General features: G+C 72.1%; 21 protein-coding genes. 5 read left to right on the top strand and 16 right to left on the bottom strand.

Features of this window, described 5'->3' with window-relative positions:
• Positions 1–2: 2 nt before the first annotated feature.
• The 9 genes from cpaB to RH861_RS03035 form a co-directional block, all read right to left on the bottom strand.
• Positions 3–755, bottom strand: a complete 753-nt coding sequence (gene cpaB / locus RH861_RS03075) for a Flp pilus assembly protein CpaB (RefSeq protein WP_310519696.1) — start codon at positions 753–755, stop codon at positions 3–5.
• A gap of 43 nt (positions 756–798) precedes the next feature.
• Positions 799–1,776: a pilus assembly protein TadG-related protein gene (locus tag RH861_RS03070; protein WP_310519695.1), complete on the bottom strand. Its 978-nt coding sequence runs from the start codon at positions 1,774–1,776 to the stop codon at positions 799–801.
• On the bottom strand, positions 1,773–2,165 hold the full coding sequence (locus tag RH861_RS03065) for a TadE/TadG family type IV pilus assembly protein (RefSeq protein WP_310519694.1): 393 nt from the start codon (positions 2,163–2,165) through the stop codon (positions 1,773–1,775). The genes RH861_RS03070 and RH861_RS03065 overlap by 4 nt, the downstream gene beginning before the upstream one ends.
• 77 nt (positions 2,166–2,242) lie before the next feature.
• Positions 2,243–2,461: a Flp family type IVb pilin gene (locus tag RH861_RS03060; RefSeq protein ID WP_310519693.1), complete on the bottom strand. Its 219-nt coding sequence runs from the start codon at positions 2,459–2,461 to the stop codon at positions 2,243–2,245.
• Positions 2,462–2,671: 210 nt separating this feature from the next.
• Positions 2,672–3,337: a prepilin peptidase gene (locus tag RH861_RS03055; protein ID WP_310519692.1), complete on the bottom strand. Its 666-nt coding sequence runs from the start codon at positions 3,335–3,337 to the stop codon at positions 2,672–2,674.
• 164 nt (positions 3,338–3,501) lie between these two features.
• Positions 3,502–5,325, bottom strand: coding sequence for a thiamine pyrophosphate-requiring protein (locus tag RH861_RS03050; RefSeq protein ID WP_310519691.1), 1,824 nt, complete (start codon positions 5,323–5,325; stop codon positions 3,502–3,504).
• Positions 5,326–5,435: 110 nt separating this feature from the next.
• Positions 5,436–6,815 carry an FAD-dependent oxidoreductase gene (locus RH861_RS03045; protein ID WP_310520274.1) on the bottom strand — a complete coding sequence of 460 codons (1,380 nt, stop codon included), beginning with the start codon at positions 6,813–6,815 and terminating at the stop codon, positions 5,436–5,438.
• A gap of 19 nt (positions 6,816–6,834) precedes the next feature.
• Positions 6,835–7,956: a polyprenyl synthetase family protein gene (locus tag RH861_RS03040; RefSeq protein ID WP_310519690.1), complete on the bottom strand. Its 1,122-nt coding sequence runs from the start codon at positions 7,954–7,956 to the stop codon at positions 6,835–6,837.
• Between the two features lie 104 nt (positions 7,957–8,060).
• Positions 8,061–8,780, bottom strand: coding sequence for a demethylmenaquinone methyltransferase (locus RH861_RS03035; RefSeq protein WP_310519689.1), 720 nt, complete (start codon positions 8,778–8,780; stop codon positions 8,061–8,063).
• Positions 8,781–8,971: 191 nt separating this feature from the next.
• Here RH861_RS03035 and RH861_RS03030 point away from each other — a divergent pair, with 191 nt between their 5' ends.
• The gene (locus tag RH861_RS03030; protein WP_310519688.1) at positions 8,972–9,256 is read left to right on the top strand and encodes a DUF427 domain-containing protein; all 285 of its coding nucleotides are present in this window, start codon (positions 8,972–8,974) and stop codon (positions 9,254–9,256) included.
• Between the two features lie 30 nt (positions 9,257–9,286).
• A complete protein-coding gene (locus RH861_RS03025; RefSeq protein WP_310519687.1) occupies positions 9,287–10,600 on the top strand; it encodes an isochorismate synthase in 1,314 nt (437 codons plus the stop codon).
• 85 nt (positions 10,601–10,685) lie between these two features.
• On the opposite strand, the gene RH861_RS03020 is transcribed toward RH861_RS03025, so the two are convergent.
• The 3 genes from RH861_RS03020 to RH861_RS03010 all read right to left on the bottom strand — a co-directional run bounded on the left by RH861_RS03020 (position 10,686) and on the right by RH861_RS03010 (position 13,833).
• Positions 10,686–11,543 carry a polyphosphate kinase 2 family protein gene (locus tag RH861_RS03020; RefSeq protein ID WP_310519686.1) on the bottom strand — a complete coding sequence of 286 codons (858 nt, stop codon included), beginning with the start codon at positions 11,541–11,543 and terminating at the stop codon, positions 10,686–10,688.
• 72 nt (positions 11,544–11,615) lie between these two features.
• A complete protein-coding gene (menD, locus tag RH861_RS03015) occupies positions 11,616–13,403 on the bottom strand; it encodes a 2-succinyl-5-enolpyruvyl-6-hydroxy-3-cyclohexene-1-carboxylic-acid synthase (RefSeq protein WP_310519685.1) in 1,788 nt (595 codons plus the stop codon).
• On the bottom strand, positions 13,396–13,833 hold the full coding sequence (locus RH861_RS03010; protein WP_248598046.1) for a PLD nuclease N-terminal domain-containing protein: 438 nt from the start codon (positions 13,831–13,833) through the stop codon (positions 13,396–13,398). Before RH861_RS03010 ends, menD begins: the two co-directional genes overlap by 8 nt.
• Before the next feature lie 74 nt (positions 13,834–13,907).
• Here RH861_RS03010 and RH861_RS03005 point away from each other — a divergent pair, with 74 nt between their 5' ends.
• Entirely contained in the window at positions 13,908–14,216 is a 309-nt protein-coding gene (locus tag RH861_RS03005) for a DUF4229 domain-containing protein (RefSeq protein ID WP_231878651.1), read from the top strand.
• Positions 14,217–14,225: 9 nt separating this feature from the next.
• Here RH861_RS03005 and RH861_RS03000 read toward each other — a convergent pair whose 3' ends face one another.
• Genes RH861_RS03000 through RH861_RS02985 form a run of 4 tightly spaced genes read right to left on the bottom strand, consistent with a single transcriptional unit; the run spans position 14,226 to position 17,736 of the window.
• Positions 14,226–15,221 carry a 1,4-dihydroxy-2-naphthoate polyprenyltransferase gene (locus RH861_RS03000; RefSeq protein ID WP_310520273.1) on the bottom strand — a complete coding sequence of 332 codons (996 nt, stop codon included), beginning with the start codon at positions 15,219–15,221 and terminating at the stop codon, positions 14,226–14,228.
• The gene (locus RH861_RS02995; protein WP_310519684.1) at positions 15,218–16,483 is read right to left on the bottom strand and encodes an AMP-binding protein; all 1,266 of its coding nucleotides are present in this window, start codon (positions 16,481–16,483) and stop codon (positions 15,218–15,220) included. Before RH861_RS02995 ends, RH861_RS03000 begins: the two co-directional genes overlap by 4 nt.
• Before the next feature lie 16 nt (positions 16,484–16,499).
• Positions 16,500–17,429: a 1,4-dihydroxy-2-naphthoyl-CoA synthase gene (locus RH861_RS02990; protein ID WP_310519683.1), complete on the bottom strand. Its 930-nt coding sequence runs from the start codon at positions 17,427–17,429 to the stop codon at positions 16,500–16,502.
• Positions 17,430–17,481: 52 nt separating this feature from the next.
• Entirely contained in the window at positions 17,482–17,736 is a 255-nt protein-coding gene (locus tag RH861_RS02985; protein ID WP_067948299.1) for a hypothetical protein, read from the bottom strand.
• A 139-nt stretch (positions 17,737–17,875) separates the two neighbouring features.
• On the opposite strand from RH861_RS02985, the gene RH861_RS02980 reads away from it, so the two are divergent.
• The gene (locus tag RH861_RS02980) at positions 17,876–18,868 is read left to right on the top strand and encodes an o-succinylbenzoate synthase (protein WP_310519682.1); all 993 of its coding nucleotides are present in this window, start codon (positions 17,876–17,878) and stop codon (positions 18,866–18,868) included.
• Positions 18,869–18,974: 106 nt separating this feature from the next.
• Positions 18,975–20,198, top strand: a complete 1,224-nt coding sequence (locus RH861_RS02975) for a hypothetical protein (protein ID WP_310519681.1) — start codon at positions 18,975–18,977, stop codon at positions 20,196–20,198.
• Positions 20,199–20,379: the final 181 nt, after the last annotated feature.

Raw genomic sequence — 20,379 nt, 5'->3', positions numbered from 1 at the left:
GCTCAGTCCACGTAGATGTTCTGCCCGAATCGCGGCGAGGATCCGGACGGGTCGGCAGTCTCAGGTTCGAGCGTCAACCAGAGCCCGCCATTCCCGTCGGCTTGTTGTTCCGCTCCGTAGACCAAGCGCTCCACCTGCGGAGTTGTCGCGGCGAAGGTGACCATGATGGTTCCGGCAGAGGTCTCGTTGGTCGAGGATCCGTCCGAAGCGACCGTCGTGCCGGGCGTCACGCGCGTAACAAGCATGCGATGAAACATGAACTTGGTGACCGCGACGTTGCTGTTTGGGGAGATCGTGTTGGTATTGGTCGAGTAGACAACACCTACGGTTGAGCCGGGTGACACCTGTCCCCCCACGACGCGCTCTACGGGAAGCGCAATCGTGACCTCCTGCAGGCCCTCGGGGACAGGAATTTCGCCGGTCGCGTTCAGCACAGCGGGGTCCGAGAACCGCGAGTTCAGCAACTGCTCCCCCGGCAGGACATCGTCGAGGGCAACCAACCCTTGGAGATCGGCCAAATCTGTCACGCGATCCTCGTTGAGATTTCGCGCCGGCACTTGGTCGACGGTCACGAACTCGCCGACCTCCTCGCCTGGCGTGCCCTGCGGAATCTCCTCTTCGACGATGTATACGTCGCTGAGCTCCGCCCCGGCCGCCGCCCGCGCATCGGCAGCTTGAACGTAGTTGACGAGCACGAACGCGCCGACGACGGCAAGCAATAGGGCGACGATCGCGCCGATGATTCGGGTCTTCATGGCTTGTGCTTCCTTACAGCGGTAGAGCGCCGATGGCGGTGGTTCATTCGGTCATTCGGACGACCATGAGTCCGGTACTGTTCCCATTGCCGAGCTCGAATTCCTCGCCCAGTTCGACGTAGCGAACGAAATAGCCCTGTAGTCCGCGTGAGTTACCGGTAAACACCGGAGTGAGCGGGCTACCCCCGAGGTACACGGCGCTCGAGCCACCACGAGGCTTGACGCCTGTGATGTAGAAGGCCGCGAAGCGCGAGATCGTATAGCGAACTGGGTCCGAGGCTGAGTTACCCGTTCCGACCGAGCTGTCGTAGAGCGGCACAAGGATCGTCTTGCCGAGCAACCCCACGGCGAAGTCCGCGGGGCAACCGGTGCCGTTCTCGTTGTTGCCGACTGTCCCGAGGACAACCGAATCGTCGCCCACCTCGACCAAGCAGTTGTCGTCCGCCAGCCAGCCGAATCCACCGGGACCGCCGCCGGGGCACGACGCGTTCGTGTCGTTGCGGATGAGTATTCGCTGCGGCGTCGTCGCGTCCAATGATGCAAGCCGGTTGGTGAGTTCGCATTCCGCCATCGCAAGCGGGATGGTGGAGCCATAGACCGGAACACCCCACTCAGCCTTGGCGGTCGCGGTCATGGTCGCGTCACTCGGCCGGAAGAGCGATGCGAAAGGCAGGCGGATAGTGGTGCTGGCGCCGTTGAGAGTGGTGGCGGTGACTCGGACCTGGCCGCTGTTGCCATCGATGACGAAATCCGAGATCGCCGCATTAGCTTGGGTGTCATTAGCGTTCCCGCCGGCCATGGTGGTGGCGATGCCGCTGGCTTCGCCGAAACAGCCGGCTGGATCGGACCCACAGTTCTGCGCGACGGCGAGCGCTGCGGCATCAGCGCCATTCTGGAGTTGACCTCGTTCCCACGCCGCGAGGCCGTAGTCCGCTACCAGCGCGAGGAACATGAGAAGAGGAACGATGGCCAGCGCCACCCAGACCGCGATCGCGCCGCGGTCGTCCTCCCGCGCGGTCATCCGCCGCATCTCATACTCCCGACTCCCGTAAGGCTGGTGCTGCTTGCGATTGACGAGAGCCAGCCCGTCAGATCGTCGAGCGGAGCCGAAACCGTGACCGTCGCCACGTCATCGAGGATCGCCGGACTGCAGGTCGCGGTGAAACTCACGGTGACCTCGGAATTCACGAGCTCATTGACCCGTGCCTCTGCGCGTCCCGATGCACCGGGATCGTCGTGGTGGACCGCCATGATACGCGCCCCCTCCCGCGCCGCTGCCGTAAGCGTGAGCTGCTGGTTGAACACCCACCCCAGGTCGGCGATCGCCAGAATAATCAGCAGCAGGAGCGGCGTGACGAGTGCGAACTCGACCGCCGCCGCACCGTCATCGGCTTTGTGGAACGACTTCATGCTGCTCCCGTAACGTCGGCTGTCCCGGCCGGGCATTTGCGGCCCGGCCGGGACACTGCGGCCACTGCTGCTGCAGATCAGCCGGCGTCGCCGCCGCCCGCAGCACCTCCGTTGAGGGCGGGGATGACGGTGGTGTTGATGAAGCCCTCGATGGCGGGCGCCAGCAGCGCAAGGGTTGCGACGATCGCGATAGAGGCCACGCCGATGATCAGCGCGTACTCGGTGGCAGTTGCGCCGTCTTCTTCGTTCCGGATCGAATTGATGCGGGCCTGAGCCTGCGTGTAGAGCTTGAGCATTGCGGTCACCCTTCGGGTCGGTAAATACAGGGGCCGCCATGGGGAAGCGGCGAACCGAACGCTATCCGCGCTCGTATGCGTGCGCATATGCCCCATTTCGGGTCACCCCTTGTTTGGGGGTGATTCCGTAGGCCGATTGTGTCCGCGCCGTTACCGTTGCGCTGCTAACCTCTTCGGCCGGTTTCGGAGGACAGGGTCCGAAAGGGCGCTTCAGGCGCCGAAGACGAGCAGGGCCACTATGGCTCCGGCGAGCATCGATGGCCCGAACGGAATGGACCCGCGCAGCGTCACGCGCCTCGTCGCGAGGGCGATGAGCGAGACGATACCGCCGATCACGAAGCCGGCGGAGACCCCCGCGAACCACACCGTCCAACCGAACCAGCCGAGCACGAGCCCCAGGGGTGCGGCGAACTTCACGTCGCCCATGCCCATCGCCGACGGCGAGATGAGGGCGAGCACCAGGTAGAGGGCGAACATGCCCGCGCATCCGGCGAGCGCCCAGAGCAGCGACATCCACTCGCCCGAGACGGCCGAGGCGACCACCAGGAGCACGGCGAGCGCGATCAGGGTGGGCAGCATCACCGCGTTCGGCAGCCGGTGCTCGGTGAGGTCGACGATCGAGAGCACCACGCCCGCCGCCGCGAGCGCGAGCAGCGCCGGCAGCACCGGGTGAAGGCCGAACCGCCAGGCGAGGAGCCCGAACGCCACGGCGGTCGCGACCGCGGACCACACGCGCAGCCGGCGCAGCGGCATCCGCTCGGCCAACGGCCGATGGATCGAACGATCGGCCCAGCCGACCAGCGGCCCCCAGCCGATCGCCGCGCCGAGCAACGTGGCCAGCAGCACCGTCAGGACCGGGACGGCGGCGACGGGCATGAGGTGCAGCGTAGCGGGTCTGCGGGCGGGGTCTCGGTACGGGCGCTGCGCGTCCTACTCGACCACCGGGGCCGCTGCGCGTCCTACTCGACCACCGGGGGCGCTGCGCGTCCTACTCGACCACCGAGGGTGCTGCGCGTCCTACTCGACCACCGAGGGCGGGTCTAGGCGCCCGCCGGGTACTTCCCCTCGATCCGCACGTACTCCTCGAACCGCGCGAGGGGCGCCCCGCCCTCGGCCCTGAGCGCACCCGCCATCGTCTCGCGGGCATCCCGCCCCTGGGGCAGCGGCGGCAGCAGCGGGGTGTCGCGATCGCTCACGAGCTGGATCACCGCGGGCCGACCGGCCGCGAACGCACGCTCCCACGCACCGTCGACGTCGTCCCGCGAGTCGACGACCTCACCGTGCAGGCCGAGCAGCTCGGCGTACCGCGCGTACGGGAAGGCCGGCAGCTCCTGCGTCACCGCGAACCGCACCTCGCCCTCGACCTCGCGCTGCTCCCATGACACCTCCGCGAGGTCGCCGTTGTCGAGCACGAGCACGACGAACGTGGGGTCCTCCCATGACCGCCATCGGTCGGCGACGGTGATGAGCTCCGCGATCCCCGTCATCTGCATGCCACCGTCGCCGGCGAGCACCACGGCCGCCCGGCCGGGGAAGGCGAGCTTCGCCGCGAGCCCGTACGGCACGCCGCATCCCATGCTCGCGAGCGTGCTGCACAGGTGCGCGTCGGCGTTCTGCGGCAGCCGCAGCTGCCGCGCGTACCAGTAGACGACGCTGCCGACGTCGAGCGCGACCATCGCATCGTCGGGCAGGTGCCCGTTGAGGGCGCGCACGGCGAACTCCGGGTTGATCGCGTCACCGGATGTGTCGGCCCGCTCGTCCGCGATGCGCCGCCACTCGCGCACGTGCTCCACGACCCGCTCCCGCCATCCGTCGGTGCGCACCTGCGGCAGGCGCACGGCGAGCTGCCGCAGGGTCTCCTTCGCGTCGCCGACGATGCCGATCTCGACCGGATAGCGCCGGCCGACCGCCCGGCCGTCGATGTCGATCTGCACCGCGCGAGCCTGCCCCGGCTCGGGATAGAACTCCGTCCACGGGTCGCTCGAGCCGACGATCAGCAGCGTGTCGCACTCGGCCATGACCCGCGCACTCGCGGTCGTGCCGAGATGGCCCATCGTTCCGGCAGCGAACGGCAACGACTCGTCGACGAGCGGCTTGCCGAGCAGGCTCGTCACGACGGCGGCGCCGAGGCGTTCCGCGAGCGCGATCGCGTCGTCCACGCCGTGCCGCGCACCCTGGCCCAGCAGCATGACCGGGCGCTCGGCCGCGGCGAGCACCCCCGCGGCACGCTCCACCGCTACGGCGTCGGGCAGCACGCGCGGCGGGCGGTAGCCGACCGCCGAGGTGACGTGCCCGTGCTCGCCCGACGGCTCGGCCGAGGGCTCGTCCTGCACGTCGTGCGGCACGATGACGACCGTCGGCGACCGCGTCGCGAGCGCCGTGCGCACGGCCTGGTCGATCGCCGCCGGCACCTGCTCGGCCGAGACGACCATCGTCGCGTACTGCGCGGCGACATCCGCGAACAGGCGCAGCAGGTCCACCTCCTGCTGGTACTCGGTGCCGAGCACGGTGCTGACCTGCTGGCCGACGATCGCGACGACGGGCGCGCCGTCGAGCTTCGCGTCGTACAGGCCGTTCAGCAGGTGGATGGCGCCCGGCCCCTGCGTCGCCGCGACAACGCCCACCCGGCCGGTGTACTTCGCGTGCGCCACCGCCATGAAGGCGGCGTTCTCCTCGTGCCTGGCCTGCACGAACTCGGGCGCGTCCGGAGACCGGCGCAGCGCGAGCAGCACCCCGTTGATCCCGTCGCCGCTGTAGCCGAGGATGCGGTCGACGCCCCACTCGCCGAGCCGCGCCACGATCGCGTCGGCGACGGTCGCGTCGGCGCCGCCGCCCTGGCCTGCATCGTCCGTCGAAGCGTCCATCCGGTCACGTTAGGCACGATGGGCGACGGATGCTGCGGGGTTGACAGGGTTCGGGTGGGGGCGGCGGGTCTCGGTACGGGCGCTCCGCGCCCTACTCGACCACCGGCGGGTCAGACCTCGCCGCGCGAGATCGAGACCATCTCGTCGCGCGGCACCACCTTGATGCGCACGCGCTCCTCGGCGGAGCCGAGGGCCTGCTCGTGCTCGTCGAGCCGGTGCCATCCGTCGAGGTCGGTCCAGCGGATGCCGCGCGAGTCGAGCAGTTCGACGATCGACTCCTCCGACGGCGACGACGGCCGCCACCAGTTGCCGAGGTCGTTGATGAGGTGCTTGATGGTCTCCATCGCGTCGGACTTCGTGTGCCCGATGAGCCCGACCGGGCCGCGCTTGATCCAGCCGGTCGCGTACACGCCGTACATCTGGCGCGACTGGCCGGTCTCCTTGTCGCGGATCAGGACCTGGCCCTCGTGGTTGGGGATGACGCCGAACTTCTTGTCGAACGGGATGCCGGGCAGCGGCGAGCCGAAGTAGCCGACCGCGCGGTACAGCGCCTGGATCGGGATCTCGCGGATCTCCCCCGTGCCGACCACGCCGCCCTCGCCGTCGGGTGCGGTGCGCTCGTACCGGATGGCGCCGACCCGGCCGGTGCCGTCGTCGACGATCTCGAGCGGCTTCGCGAAGAAGTGCAGGTGCAGGCGCCGCGACGCCTGGCCGGTCTCGCGCTTGCGCCACTGCTGCAGCACCTTGTCGATGACGAAGACCTGCTTGTTGCCGGCGACCGCGGCGCGCGCGGCGTCGTCGTAGTCGAAGTCCTCGTCGTAGACGATCATGTCGACGTCGCGCAGCTCGCCGAGCTCGCGCAGCTCGAGCGGCGTGAACTTCACCGACGTCGGGCCGCGGCGGCCGAAGACGTGCACGTCGGTGACGGGCGACGCCTTCAACCCCTCGTAGACGTTCGCGGGGACCTCGGTCGGCCGCAGGTCCTCGGGATGCTTCGCGAGCATGCGCGCCACGTCGAGCGCGACGTTGCCGTTGCCGATCACGCCGACCGACTGCGCCTCGAGCGGCCACTCGCGCGGGTAGTCGGGGTGGCCGTCGTACCAGCTGACGAAGTCAGCCGCGCCGAACGAGCCCTCGAGCTCGACGCCCGGGATGTTCAGCGACGCGTCGCGCACGGCGCCCGTGGCGAAGATGACCGCGTTGTAGTGCTGCTTCAGGTCGTCGAGGGTCAGGTCGGTGCCGTACCGCACGTTGCCGAAGATGCGGATGTCGCCGCGGTCGAGGACCTCGCGAAGGGCGGTGATGATGCCCTTGATGCGCGGGTGGTCGGGCGCGACGCCGTACCGCACGAGCCCGTACGGGGCGGGCAGGTGGTCGAAGAGGTCGATGGAGACGTCGAAGTTCCGCTCGGCCTTGAGCAGGATGTCGGCGGCGTAGATCCCCGCCGGTCCGGCGCCGATGATGGCCAGGCGCAGCTTGTTCCTCGTCACCTGCACGGTCCTCCTGTGATCAGCTCGATCGCTCGACGATGGTGTCGGCGAAACGCGTCAGCGCCTTCTTGACGCTGCCCTCCGGAACGGGCGCGAGCGCCGCGACCGCCTCGCGTGCCCACCGGTGGGCTTCGGCGAGCGTGGCGCGCGTGGCCTCGTGCTCGCGCAGCTCGTCGACGAGGGCGTCGATCGTCGCGCGCGACGGCACGATCCGCGAGGCGCCGGTGTTCGTGTCCATGGGGTCGTCGACGCCGGTGCCGTCGGGCGGCAGGACGTCGCGGCGGATGCGCTCGAGCAGGTCGGCCGAGGCGGCATCCGTCTTCGCCAGGTCTTCGAGGCGCAGCAGCGGCAGGGTCACGACGCCCGCCCGCAGGTCGGTGCCCGGGACCTTGCCGGTCTCCTCGGGCTGCGGCGACAGGTCGATGACGTCGTCGATGAGCTGGAAGGCCACACCGATCTTCTCGCCGAAGTCGACGATGGGTGCCTCGAGCGCCGGGTCGGCGTCGGAGAAGACGATGCCCGACTGCGCGGCGGCCGCGATGAGCGATCCGGTCTTGTCGGCCAGCACCTGGATGTAGTGCTCGATGGGGTCCTCGTCGGGGTCGGGCCCCACGGTCTCGTTGAGCTGCCCCAGCACGAGCCGCTCGAACGTGTCGGCCTGCATGCGGATGGCGCGCTCCCCGAGCTTCGCCATGAGCTGGCTGGCGCGCGCGAAGAGCAGGTCGCCGGTGAGGATCGCGACCGAGTTGCCCCACACGTTCTGCGCCGTCGGCACGCCGCGGCGACGATCGGACTCGTCCATGACGTCGTCGTGGTACAGCGAGCCGAGGTGCGTGATCTCGATGGCCATGGCGGCGGTGACCACGTCGTCGACGACACCACTGCCGAGCTGCGACGTGAGCAGCGTGAGCATGGGACGCACGCGCTTGCCGCCGGCCTCGAGCAGGTAGCGCCCCGAGACGTCCGCGAGCGAGTCGGCGAAGCGCACCTCGTCGACGAGGCCGGCCTCGACCCGGTCGAGCCCGTCGTCGATGGCGTTCGCCATCGCCCGGTCGGCCGAGGACGCGAACACGCGCTCGCTGAGGCCGAGGTTGGCCGCGAGCTTCGACCCGCGGCGGACGACCGGATGGCTCGGATTCACGTCGCCAAGCCTACCGAGAGCGAGCCGAGCGGATGCTGCGAGCTTGTCGAACGCGAACCGGCCCACGCTCCATCGTGGCGGTCGCGGTACGGGCGCTGCGCGTCCTACTCGGCGGCCGTGCCCTCGGGCTTGCGCCCGCGGTGCAGCGCGACGATGCCGGCGGTGAGGTTGCGCCAGGCGACATCCGCCCACCCGGCCTCGCGGATCCACGCTGCGAGGGTGGGCTGGTCGGGCCAGGCGTTGATCGACTCGTTCAGGTACTCGTAGGCGTCGTCGTTCGAGCTCGACAGCTTCACCAGGGGCGGCATGATCACGCGCTGGTAGAAGTCGTAGCCGGCGCGCACGATGCCGACGGGCGGGTGCGAGAACTCGCACACGACGAGGCGTCCGCCGGGCTTGGTCACGCGCAGGAACTCGGCGAGCGCGACCTTCGGCTCCTTGACGTTGCGCAGGCCGAACGAGATCGTGACCGCGTCGAACGACGCGTCGTCGAACGGCAGGTCCATGGCATCCGCCTCGACGAAGACGAGGTTCGGCACGTGCGCCTGCCGGCGTCGGCCGACTTCGATCATTCCGGGCGAGAAGTCGGCGGCGACGACGCTCGCGCCCGACTTGGCGAGGCTCGCACTCGAGGTGCCCGTGCCGGCGGCGACGTCGAGGATCCGCTCCCCCGGCTTGGGCGCGACCGCCTTGGTCGTGGCGACGCGCCACAGCGACGCGTTGCCCACCGAGAGCACGGTGTTCGTGCGGTCGTACCGCGCCGCGACCCGGTCGAACATCGCCGAGACGTCACGGGGGTCCTTGCCGAGGTCAGCGCGCGCCATGCTGCGAGTCTACGTTTCGGCGCTGAGCGCCGCCGGGGAGCCGCGCGCCCGCCGTTTCCCGCCCGAAACCGGGCATCCCCTGTCGGAACCCTGTGAGATTCCATGCAATGGGATGGACCACCGCGCGATCCGCGTTGGAATCACGTGACGGAGGCGGGGCACCTGCCGCCGCAGGACACAGGAGGAACGGCATGAAGGCGATCTGGAACGGCACGGTCATCGCGGAATCCGACGACACGGTCGTCGTCGAGGGCAACCACTACTTCCCCCGCGAGGCGATCCGCCCCGAGTTCTTCGCCGACAGCGACAACCGCAGCGTCTGCCACTGGAAGGGCACCGCGAAGTACTTCCACGTCGAGGTCGACGGCCAGCGCAACCCGAACGCCGCCTGGTACTACCCCGAGCCCTCCGCGGCCGCGGCCGAGATCCGCGACCACGTCGCGTTCTGGCGCGGCGTCGACGTCGTCCCCGCGTAGCGGCCCGCGCCCGCGGCGTAGGCTGGTCCGGTGACGCGAACGGATGCCGCGGCGCCGGCCGACGCCCACACCACCGCCCCCGCGCGACTGCGCGTCCGCACGATCGCGGTCGACGAGACCGCGCCGCTCGTGCCGCGGCTCGACCCGCGGCATCCGCTGCTCTGGATGCGCCGCGGCGAGGGCATCATCGGGCTCGGCGAACTGCTGCGCATCGAGACCCGAGGTCCCGAACGCATCGCCGACGCCGCCCGCGAGTGGCGGCGGCTCGTCGAGCAGGCCGACCTCGACGATCGCGTCGGCCTGCCGGGGTCCGGACTCGTGGCGTTCGGCGCCATCGCGTTCGCCGATCGTTCCGCGGCGACGAGCGTGCTCGTCGTGCCGGAGATCGTGCTCGGCCGGCGCGACGGTCGCGCCTGGGTGACGCGGATCGAGCGGCTCGACTCCGCGTCGGTCGACCCCGCCCCGGTCGAACTGCCCGAACCCGCGCCGAAGCGCGACGTGCCACGGGTGCGGTTCACGCCCGGCGCGATGCCGCCGGAGGCATATACCACGGCCGTCGACGACGCGGTCGCCCGCATCGACGGCGGCGACTTCGAGAAGGTCGTGCTCGCACGCGAACTCGTCGGCGAGCTGCACGAGGACGCCGGGCTGCGTGCCGCGCTCGCGAAGCTCGCCGACGACTACCCCGACACGTGGGTCTTCGCGGTCGACGGCCTGATCGGCGCGAGCCCGGAGACGCTCGTTCGCGTCGACCACGGCACGGTCTCGGCGCGCGTGCTCGCGGGCACCGCGTCACGAGGTCGCGACGCCGCATCCGACCGCGAGCAGGCGGCCCGCCTGGCGGCGTCGCACAAGGATCTCGCCGAGCACGCCCTGGCCGTCGAGAGCGCGGTCGCCACGCTCGCGCCGCACACCGCGCGTCTCGACGCCAGCCCCGAGCCGTTCACGCTCCAGCTGCCGAACCTGTGGCACCTCGCCACCGATCTCAAGGGCACCCTGGGCGACGGCTCGAGCTCGCTCGACCTCGTGCAGGCGGTGCATCCGACGGCCGCGGTCGCCGGCACGCCGCGGGAGGTCGCGCTCGCGGCGATCGCCGAGCTCGAGGGCTTCGACCGCGGTCGCTACGCCGGCCCGGTGGGGTGGATCGACGCCGACGGCGACGGCGAGTGGGCGATCGCGCTGCGCTGCGCGCAGGTCTCGCCGGACGGCACGGTCCGGGCATATGCCGGTTGCGGCATCGTGCACGACTCGGTGCCCGCCGACGAGCTCGCCGAGACCGACATGAAGTTCCGCCCGATCGTCGAGGCGTTCGGGGCGCCCCCGCCCTCCCCGCCCATCCCGTAGCGGAGCCCGGTGGTCGAGGAGGACGCGAAGCGCCCCTACCGAGACCCGGTGGTCGAGTAGGACGCGAAGCGCCCGTACCGAGACCTCAACTCGCCTCGAGCCGCGCCTTCTGCTCCTCCACGTCGAAGTCGGCGACGGGCCAGTCGAGGTTCATCGCCTCGAGCGCGTCGATGAGCAGGTGCTGCACCGCGAGCCGCGCGTACCACTTGCGGTCGGCGGGCACCACGTACCAGGGCGCGTGCGGCGTCGTCGTGCGGTCGAACACGAGCTGGTAGGCCTCGCGGTACATGGGCGCGAGCAGGCGCTCGTCGATGTCGCCGGGGTTGAACTTCCAGTGCTTGTCGGGGCGCTCGAGCCGCTCCATCAGGCGCTGCTTCTGCTCCTCCATCGAGATGTGCAGCATGACCTTGATGATCGTGACGCCCGAACCGGCGAGTTCGGCCTCGAACGCGTTGATGGCGTCGTACCGCCGCTCGATCTCCTCGGGCGGGGCGAGTTCGCGCACCCGGGCGATAAGCACGTCCTCGTAGTGCGATCGGTCGAACACGCCGATGATTCCCGGGCCGGGCAGCTCCTTCTCGATGCGCCAGAGGAAGTCGTGCGCGAGTTCCTCCTCGGTGGGCTTCTTGAACGCCGCGAACTGCACGCCCTGCGGGTCGACGGCGCCCATCACGTGCCGCACGATGCCGCCCTTGCCGGCGGTGTCCATGGCCTGCAGCACGAGCAGGATGCGGCGGGGATCGCCGCCCATGCGGCTGCCCGCGAACAGCTGCTCCTGGAGCCCGGCGAGGATCTCCGCACCCTGGGCGAGCGACGCCTCGGCCGCGTGCTTGTCGCCGTCGTAGCCCGGCGTGCTGCGCGGGTCGACCTCGTCGAGGCGGAACCCCTGCCGCACCCGCAGCTGGTCGGACGGATCCTCGTTCCAGTACGTCTCCAGCCCCACGCCGATCCCCTCTCGTCGCGGCAGCGGCGCCGCTCCCCCATCATCGGGGCGTGACGGATGCCGCGGCAAGGGTCAGCGCTCGAGCGGCACCTCGAGCAGCGTCGGTCCGGTGACGGCGGTGCCGAGCGCCTCGTCGAGTTCGCCGCGCGTCGTCGCCCGCCGGTACTCCCAGCCGTAGGCCCCTGCGAGCTGCGCGAGGTCGACCCGCTGGGGCGTGTACTGCACCCGGTCGAACGCCTCGGCCGGGGCGGATGCCGCCACTTCGAGCGCGTCGAAGATGGTGCCGCCGCCGTCGTTCCCGACGATCACGAGCACGCGCGGGCGGGGTTCGCCCTCGCCCAGCAGGAGCGAGCCGACGTCGTGGAGCAGGGTGAGGTCGCCGATGAGGGCGCGGGTCGTACCGTGCGCGTGTTCGCCGGCCTGGCTCGCGACGGCAATGCCGAGGGTCGTGGCGACGGTGCCGTCGATGCCCGCGAGCCCGCGGTTGGCGTGCGCGAGGATGCGGCGGCCGGGCACGACGCGGTCGGCGTCGCGGATCAGTCGGGAGGCACCGAAGACGAGCCGGTCGTGCGGCCAGGTGGCGGCCCACAGCGACTCGACGAGCATGCGCCGGTCGACGGGCTGCCGGATCCGCGCGAGCTGGTCGCGCAGGTAGCGGCGCTGGGCGGCGAAGTCGGAGACGTGCCCGGTCTCGTCGACGCCGCTCCGGATGGGCTCGCCGTCGGCACCGTCGGTCTCGGGTCTCCCGTCCGCCGCGTCGAGCAGCATGCGGCTCGCCCGCACCCACCGGCCGGTCCACGCGCGCTCCTCGACGGTCGGCTCGTGCGGTTCGACCGCGACGGCTCGCTCGAACCGGTCGACCGCGTGCCCGGGGTTGAACCACTCGATGCCCCACGGCGCCACGGCGATCGCCTCGACGTCGCGTCGCTGCACGAGCGCGGGCACCTCGCGCGAGAGGGTCGGATGTCCGAACACGATCGCCCGCTCCACCTCGTCGCCGAAGCCCGGCTCCGTCAGCAGCTCTCGGTACGCGACGACGAGGTTCGGTCCGAAATGCGCCCCGCTCGTCACCTCGGCGAGGAGCGGCCACCCGCCGGCGCGAGCGAGCTCCTCGGCCTCCGGGCCGGCTCCGGCGCCCGCGACGACGACGGTGCGAGGGCCTTGCGCGAGTCGGGCGACGTGCAGGCCGGTGCGGTCGGCGTCGGCGGTGCGGGTGACGGATGCCGCGGCATCCGCCATCGGCACCTCGCCCGCCGCGAGCGCGACCGGCGTCGACAGCGGCTCGCGCAGCTGGAGGTTCAGGTGCACCGGACCCGGGCCCGGGCCCGGCACGAGCACCCCGTCGGCGTCGACGCCGATCGCGGCCCGGTACGCCTCGCGCGCGAGGGCGGCCGCGGCATCCGCTTCGCCCGCGCGCCCCTCGGGCGCCTCGACGTCGCGCTCGAGTCGCACCGCGCCCGCGAACATGCCGGGCTGCACGGTGGTCTGGTTCGAGCGGATGCCGCGGAGCTCGGCGGGCCGGTCGGCCGTGGCGAGGATCAGCGGCACGCCCGCGTGGTGCGCCTCGAGCACCGCCGGGTGCAGGTTGGCCACCGCCGTGCCGGAGGTCGTGACGACCACGGCCGGGCGCCCCGTCTCGACGGCCAGGCCGATGGCGAGGAAGCCGGCACCGCGCTCGTCGATGCGCACGTGCAACCGCAGCGCGCCGACCCGCTCGAGCTCGGCCGCGGCGAGCGCGAGCGCCTGCGACCGCGACCCGGGTGCCACGACGACGTCGGTCACGCCGAGGCGGACGAATTCGGAGAGCAGGGCGAGCGCCGATGCCGTCGCCGCGGAGGCGACGGCGGGCGCGTCACGCATTCGGCCGGCCCGAGCCGCCGGGCTCGCCGGGGTTGTCGTTGCCGTCGGGTCGGCGACCGTCGGTGCCGAGCGCGTCGTCGGGGTGCTCGCGCGTGTCGGGGGCGTCGGAGTCGAGCTCGGCCAACTCCTGCTCGAGCTTGCGGATGCGCTCCTCGTGCGCCGCATCCTCGCGGAGGCGACGCAGGAACTCCGGGTCGTCGTCGGGCGCGTTGCTGCGGCGACCGCCGCCGCGGCCGAACTTCAGGGGCCGGCCGCGACCGACCAGGAACCAGAGCGCGCCGCCGATGACGGGCACGAGGAGGATCACGACGATCCACCACCCGCGCGGCAGCCCGCGGATGCGGGAGCGATCGAAGAGGGCGCAGTCCACCACGGCGTAGATCGTGAAGACCACCACGGCCACGATCGCGATCACCCAGAAGCGGACCATGTCCTGATTCTAGGCGCGCAGCATCACGGTCGGCTGGGAGCGGTCACCCAGAATCAGGCTCCTACACTGATCGGGTGAACGCGCTCCCCCTCTGGCTCCGATACACGCTGCTCCGCGTGCTGCTGTTCGCGGCGCCGCTCGCCGTGCTGCTCATCGCCGGGGTCACCCCGTGGATCGCCGTGCTCGTCGCGGCCCTCTTCGGCTTCAGCGCGTCGCTCATCTTCCTGCGCCGCCAGCGCGAGCAGCTCGCGACCGACCTGTACGCCGCGCGGCACCGCGAGGCGCCGGTCACCCGCGACGACGACGAGGTCGAGGACGCCGCGGTGGACGCGTCGACCGTGGATGCATCGACCGCCGACGACGAGCGCCGCGCGGCCGAGTAGCGGCATCCGCTACAGCGCGAACACGAGCCCCAGCCCGACGCCGTAGGCGAGGGCGGTGAGGCTCGCGAGCTGCAGCGCCGAGATGAACTCCCGCGGCGTGCGGCCCCACCCGACGATGACGCAGGCGGGGATCGCGGCGAGCAGCGCGAAGAGCACGAGCGTCGCCGTCGGGTACACGAACGACCAGAACACGACCAGGCCGAACGGCAGCAGCAGGAAGACCGCGAAGAGGATCCGCGACACGAGCGGGCCGACGAGCACGCTCAGGGTTCGCTTGCCCGCCGCGCGGTCCTGGTCGATGTCGCGGAGGTTGTTGGCCATGAGCACCGCGCACGCGATGAGGCCGACGCCGGCGCCGCCCGTCCACGCCTCGAGGTTCACGTCGAGCGCCTGCACGAACGCCGACCCCGCCGTCGCGACGAGGCCGAAGAACACGAACACGAACAGCTCGCCGAGGCCGGCGTAGCCGTACGGCCGCTTGCCGCCCGTGTAGAACCAGGCCGCGACGATCGCCGCCGCGCCGACGGCGAGCAGCCACCACTGCTGCGTGAGGACCACGAGCACGAGCCCGGCGACGGCCGCGATGCCGAAGAAGACGAGCGCGACCGCGAGCACCCGCTTGGGCGGCACGAGGCCCGACCCGGTCAGCCGCGACGGGCCGACGCGGTGCTCGTCGGTGCCGCGGATGCCGTCGGAGTAGTCGTTGGCGTAGTTCACGCCGACCTGCAGGGCGAGGGCGACGATGAGCGCGAGTACGAATCGCCACGGATGCCACGGCTCGTCGACGAACGAGAGCATGAGCACGCCCGCACCGGTGCCGAGCGCGACGGGGGCGATCGCGAGCGGGAGGGTGCGCAGGCGCGCACCCGCGACCCAGTCGCGCCAGGTGATCGGACCGCGCTGCACGGCGGGCGCGGTCGCCGCCTTGGCCGGGTTGCCGGAGCGCCCCGCGGGACGGCCCTTCGACGGGGTCTTCGACGCCGCGATCTTCGCGGACGGGTTCATGCGCTGGGGTTTCGGGCGTGCCACCCCGACATCGTATTCGGCGCGTCGCCCCCGTTCGAGACCGCGGCGCGGGCGAGGGCGGATGCCGCGACCCGGTCGGGCTTGCCCGACGCGAGCCTCGGCAGTTCGCCCGCGGGCGGGCGCACCGCGAGCACGGGGCGTGCGGCGGGCGGCAGGCCCGCGGCATCCGTCGCCGTTCGCAGTGCCGCGAGCGCGCCGGAGCCGGGTTCGGCCGTCGCCGCGACGACGATCGCGACCCGCTCGCCCCACACGGGATCGGGCACGGCGACCGCGACCGCGTCCGCGAAGCCGGGCACCCCCTGCACGGCCCGCTCGACCTCGCCGAGCACGACCTTGACCCCGCCCGACGTGATCACGTCGTCGGCGCGTCCGCGCACGCGGAGCACGCCCTCGGCGTCGATCGAGCCGAGGTCGCCGGTGCGGTACCAGCGGAGGCCCGCGGCATCCGTCGCGAACGCTTCCTCCGTGCGGGCGGGGTCGTCGAGGTAGCCGTCGGCGAGCGTCGGTCCGCCGAGCTCGAGCTCGCCGTCGACGGTGCGCGCGAGCACCCCCGGCAGCGGGCGACCGTCGTACACGCAGCCGCCCGCCGTCTCGCTCGAGCCGTACGTGCGCACCACCCGCGCGCCGAGGGCGGCGGCCCGCTCGACCAGGGCCGGATCGACGCGCTGGCCGCCGACGAGGATCGCCCCGTACCGCCCGAGGTCGCGGGCGAGGTCGCCCGACGGGTCGGCCTCGGCGGCCTCGACCACGCGCGCGAGCTGCACGGGCACGAGCGACGTGTACCGCGGCAGGGCGTCGCGCAGGCGCATGAGGCGTGCCGTCGCCGCCGCGAAACCCTCGGCGGTGAACGGCTCGCCCGCGGGCATCGGCGCGGGCGGGGTGCCGGCGACGATGCCGCGCACGAGCACCTGCACGCCCGCGATGTAGTGCCCCGGCAGCGCGAGCAGCCATCGGCCGTGTCCGCCGAGCACCGCGGCGGAGGCCTCGGCGCTGGCCCGCAGCGCGTCGGCCGAGAGCAGCACGCGCTTGGGCGCCGCCGTCGAGCCCGAGGTCTCCACGACGACGGCCACGGCGTCGGCCACCTCACCGACCGGCGTGGGCGCGGGCGTGGCAGCGGGCGCGGCACCGGCGGGCACGGCGGCCGGCACGGGCCAGACGGCAGGGCCGCCGGCGAGCGCCTCGGCGAGCAGCGCGCGGAGCGCGGCGACGTCCGTCACCGGCACCTGCAGCAGCGGCTTCATCGCGGCATCCGTCGACTCAGTAGTGCCAGGGGAACGGGCCCCAGTCGGGGTCGCGCTTCTCGAGGAACGCGTCGCGGCCCTCGACGGCCTCATCGGTGCCGTACGCGAGTCGCGTGGCCTCGCCCGCGAACACCTGCTGGCCGACGAGCCCGTCGTCGACGGCGTTGAACGCGAACTTCAGCATGCGGATGGCGGTGGGCGACTTCGTGAGGATGGTGCGCGCCATCCGGATCGCCTCGCGCTCGAGGTCGGCGTGGGGCACGACCCGGTTCACGGCGCCCATCTCGTAGGCGCGCTCGGCCGAGTACTCCTCGGCGAGGAAGAAGACCTCGCGCGCGAACTTCTGCCCGACCTGGCGGGCCATGTACGCCGACCCGTAGCCGGCGTCGAAGCTGCCGACATCGGCATCCGTCTGCTTGAACCGCCCGCGCTCGCGGCTCGCGATCGTCAGGTCGCAGACCACGTGCAGCGAGTGTCCGCCGCCCGCCGCCCACCCCGGCACGACGGCGATGACGACCTTCGGCATGAAGCGGATGAGCCGCTGCACCTCGAGGATGTGGAGGCGGCCGACCGCGGCGTGCGTCGCGCCCTCGACCACCGCCGTCTCGCTGTCGGAGTACTTGTAGCCGTCGCGGCCGCGGATGCGCTGGTCGCCGCCCGAGCAGAACGCCCAGCCGCCGTCCTTCGGGCTGGGGCCGTTGCCGGTGAGCAGCACGACGCCGATGCGGGGGTTCGTCCGCGCGTCCTCGAGGGCGCGGTAGAGCTCGTCGACCGAGTGCGGGCGGAACGCGTTGCGCACCTCGGGCCGGTCGAACGCGATGCGCGCGATGCGCCCGTCCGTCGAGTGGTGGTACGTGATGTCGGTGAACCCGCCAGCGCCGGTGACGGATGCCGCGGCATCCACCCACTCGCTCGGATCGAACAGTTCCGACACCTCGCCTGCCATGCCGACCAGCCTACTTCCGCGCCCGGGGGCACGGACGCGCCGAGGCGCGGGCTCAGACCGCGGTGCCGGTGACCTCCGCCGGACCGCCGGTGAGGAACGACAGCACCGCGGCGTACACGATCGACCCGACCCAGACGGCGCCGTAGACGAGCGGCACGAGCGCCGCGATGACGACGGCGATGCCCACGACGGCGATCCAGGCGTTGCGCGCGGCGGAGTCGTGCACCTCGACGGCGTCGACGCCGAGCGCGTCGATGCCGTCCGTCGTGTCCGCCGGACGGTCCGCGACCGTGCGCTCGTCTGCCATGCCTTCCAGCCTACGTCGCCGGTCCCCTTCTCAGGAGCCCGCGGCGGGATCGCGCGGTTCCTCAGGACGACACGCCGGGCCCGGCGGGCGCCGGCGGCGCGCCGTCCCGAGAAACGCAGCGCGGTGGCAGACTCGGGGCATGAGCGACGTCGCCCTGCCGCCCCTGTCCGACCTGCTCGGTACCGCGCGGGTGGTGGCGCTCCCGCTCGTCACCCGGTTCCGCGGCATCGACGTGCGCGAGGCGGTGCTGATCGAGGGCCCAGAGGGATGGACGGAGTTCGCGCCGTTCGCCGAGTACGACGACGAGGAGGCGGCGACCTGGCTCGCCGCCGCGGTCGACTTCGGATGGCAGGCGCCGCCGCCGGCGCACCGCGATCGCGTCCTCGTGAACGCGACGGTGCCGTCGGTCGATCCCGACGCGGTGCCGTCCGTGCTCGAGCGATTCCCGGGCTGCCGGACGGCGAAGGTGAAGGTCGCGGCATCCGATCAGACCCTGGCGCAGGATGTCGCGCGCGTCCGCGCGGTGCGCGACGCGATGGGCCCCGAGGGTCGCATCCGGGTCGATGCGAACGGCGGCTGGAACATCGACGAGGCCGAGCACGCCATCCACGCGCTCGCGCCGTTCGACCTGGAGTACGTGGAGCAGCCGTGCCCGTCGGTCGGCGAGCTCGCCGAGATCCGCCGCCGCACGAAGTACATGGGCATCCCGATCGCCGCCGACGAGAGCGTGCGCCGCTCCGAGGATCCGCTCGCCGTCGCGGAGGCCGGCGCCGCCGACCTGCTCGTCGTCAAGGCGGCTCCGCTCGGCGGCATCCGACGCGCCCTCGACGTCGTCGCGCGTGCCGGGCTGCCGATCGTGGTGTCGAGCGCCCTCGACACGAGCGTCGGGCTCGCGATGGGCGCCCACCTCGCGGCATCCGTCGACGACCTCGAATTCGACTGCGGGCTCGGCACGGCCTCGCTGCTCGCCGCGGACGTGACCCGTGCGCCGCTCCTTCCCCGCGAGGGCGCGATCGAGGTGCGGCGCGTGGTTCCGGACCCGGCGCTGCTCGAACGGCACGCCGCCGATGAGGAGCGGACGGCGTGGTGGCTGGCGCGGCTCGAGCGGTGCCACGCGATCCTCGCGCCCTGAATTATTGAGAACGGTTCTCATTACGCTACGCTGACCGGTGCGCGCGCACGTCACCCGTGTCCACCGACCAGAGAGGATGCCGCGGCACCACCGCGGCGCCACCCACATGATCCGAACCACCACCGTGGGCGCCCTGGCGCTCACCGCCGCAGCCGCACTCGCCCTGAGCGGGTGCGCCACGCCCGGCGGCGCCGCCTCGGCACCCGAGGAGACCGAGGCCGCCTCCGACGTCGCCGAGCTCGACGCGCCCCGGCCGCGCCTGGCCGTCACCCACGACGACGGCGTCGTCGTGCTCGACGCCGCGACGCTCGACGTCGTCGCGGACATCCCGACGGACGCCACGCCGCGCGCCGTCGCCGCCGAGGACGGCCGCCACGCCTTCCTCACCGATCCCGAGGGCGTGAGCGTGCTCGACCTGGGCGTGTGGTCCGACGCGCACGGCGACCACGGCCACTCCTACGAGACCGAGCCCGCCCTCACTGACCTGCGCTTCGAGCTCGCCAAGCCCAGCCACGTCGTCGAGCACGACGGCGTGACCGCCCTGTTCGGCGACGGCGAGGGCGAGGTCGTGCTCGTCGATACGAGCGACCTGGCCGACGGGGCCGACGAGCTCCGCCGCATCGAGCTCCGAGCGGCCCACCACGGCGTCGCGTTGCAGCTCGAGGACGGCGTCGTGCTGACGACCGACGGCGACGAGTCCGCGAACGACTCGGTCGTCGCGCTCGACGCCGACGGCGAGGAGCTCGCCCGGACGGACGACTGCACCGGCGTCCACGGCGAGACGATCGCCGCCGGCGCGACCGTCGCGTTCGGCTGCATCGGCGCCGTGACCACCTACGCCGACGGCGCCTTCGACCGCATCGCGCTCCCCGACGCCGACGGCCGCGTCGGCGGGCCGAAGGGCGACGCGGAGTCGCCCGTGCTGTTCGCCGACTACTCGCGCGAGGGCGAGGACGGCCGCGACACCGTGGCGCTCATCGATGTCGAGTCCGGCACCGTCCGGCTCGTCGCCCTGCCGACCGGCTACTCGTACAGCTCGCTCGCTCGCGACGGCGAGGACCGCGGCGTCGTGCTCGGCCTCGACGGTGCGCTCCACCTGATCGACTTCGACGCCGGCGAGATCACGACGTCGATCCCGGCGATCGACGCGTGGACGGCCCCCGAGGGGCACGGGACGCCGACCCCGGGCGTGGTCGTGCACGACGGCGTCGCGTACGTCACCGAGCCCGCCGCCAACCGGGTCGCGGCCGTGGACCTCGACGGGGCATCGGTCCTCGCCGAGGCCGAGCTCGACGTGGCCCCGCGCCAGGCTGCGGTCGTCTCCGGCTGAGATCCCACTTGGACGCCCGACGCGGAGACGGACCCGCGTCGGGCGTCCTCGCGCGTCCTCGAGCACTCCAGACGGCGCATCCGAGCTCGGGGTCAGCACGGATGTCCTGATCAGGCGCTCGATCCACGGTAGAGACGGCCGGCCTTCGCCGGCCTCGCGAAACCCGATCGAGAAGGAAGAC

The organism is Agromyces indicus, from assembly GCF_031432295.1.
Lineage (GTDB): Bacteria > Actinomycetota > Actinomycetes > Actinomycetales > Microbacteriaceae > Agromyces > Agromyces indicus.
This window is presented reverse-complemented; position numbering and strand designations above follow the sequence as displayed.

Excerpts from the sequence above, each read along its gene's own strand:
- RH861_RS03000 (WP_310520273.1), bottom strand. The coding sequence starts at position 15,221 with ATGAACCCGTCCGCGAAGATCGCGGCGTCGAAGACCCCGTCGAAGGGC.
- RH861_RS03055 (WP_310519692.1), bottom strand. The coding sequence starts at position 3,337 with ATGCCCGTCGCCGCCGTCCCGGTCCTGACGGTGCTGCTGGCCACGTTG.
- RH861_RS02990 (WP_310519683.1), bottom strand. The coding sequence starts at position 17,429 with ATGGCAGGCGAGGTGTCGGAACTGTTCGATCCGAGCGAGTGGGTGGAT.
- RH861_RS03050 (WP_310519691.1), bottom strand. The coding sequence starts at position 5,325 with ATGGACGCTTCGACGGACGATGCAGGCCAGGGCGGCGGCGCCGACGCG.
- RH861_RS02980 (WP_310519682.1), top strand. The coding sequence starts at position 17,876 with ATGAGCGACGTCGCCCTGCCGCCCCTGTCCGACCTGCTCGGTACCGCG.
- RH861_RS03010 (WP_248598046.1), bottom strand. The coding sequence starts at position 13,833 with ATGGTCCGCTTCTGGGTGATCGCGATCGTGGCCGTGGTGGTCTTCACG.
- RH861_RS03070 (WP_310519695.1), bottom strand. The coding sequence starts at position 1,776 with ATGACCGCGCGGGAGGACGACCGCGGCGCGATCGCGGTCTGGGTGGCG.
- RH861_RS02985 (WP_067948299.1), bottom strand. The coding sequence starts at position 17,736 with ATGGCAGACGAGCGCACGGTCGCGGACCGTCCGGCGGACACGACGGAC.
- RH861_RS02975 (WP_310519681.1), top strand. The coding sequence starts at position 18,975 with ATGATCCGAACCACCACCGTGGGCGCCCTGGCGCTCACCGCCGCAGCC.
- RH861_RS03030 (WP_310519688.1), top strand. The coding sequence starts at position 8,972 with ATGAAGGCGATCTGGAACGGCACGGTCATCGCGGAATCCGACGACACG.
- menD (WP_310519685.1), bottom strand. The coding sequence starts at position 13,403 with ATGCGTGACGCGCCCGCCGTCGCCTCCGCGGCGACGGCATCGGCGCTC.
- RH861_RS03060 (WP_310519693.1), bottom strand. The coding sequence starts at position 2,461 with ATGCTCAAGCTCTACACGCAGGCTCAGGCCCGCATCAATTCGATCCGG.
- RH861_RS02995 (WP_310519684.1), bottom strand. The coding sequence starts at position 16,483 with ATGAAGCCGCTGCTGCAGGTGCCGGTGACGGACGTCGCCGCGCTCCGC.
- RH861_RS03035 (WP_310519689.1), bottom strand. The coding sequence starts at position 8,780 with ATGGCGCGCGCTGACCTCGGCAAGGACCCCCGTGACGTCTCGGCGATG.
- cpaB (WP_310519696.1), bottom strand. The coding sequence starts at position 755 with ATGAAGACCCGAATCATCGGCGCGATCGTCGCCCTATTGCTTGCCGTC.
- RH861_RS03065 (WP_310519694.1), bottom strand. The coding sequence starts at position 2,165 with ATGAAGTCGTTCCACAAAGCCGATGACGGTGCGGCGGCGGTCGAGTTC.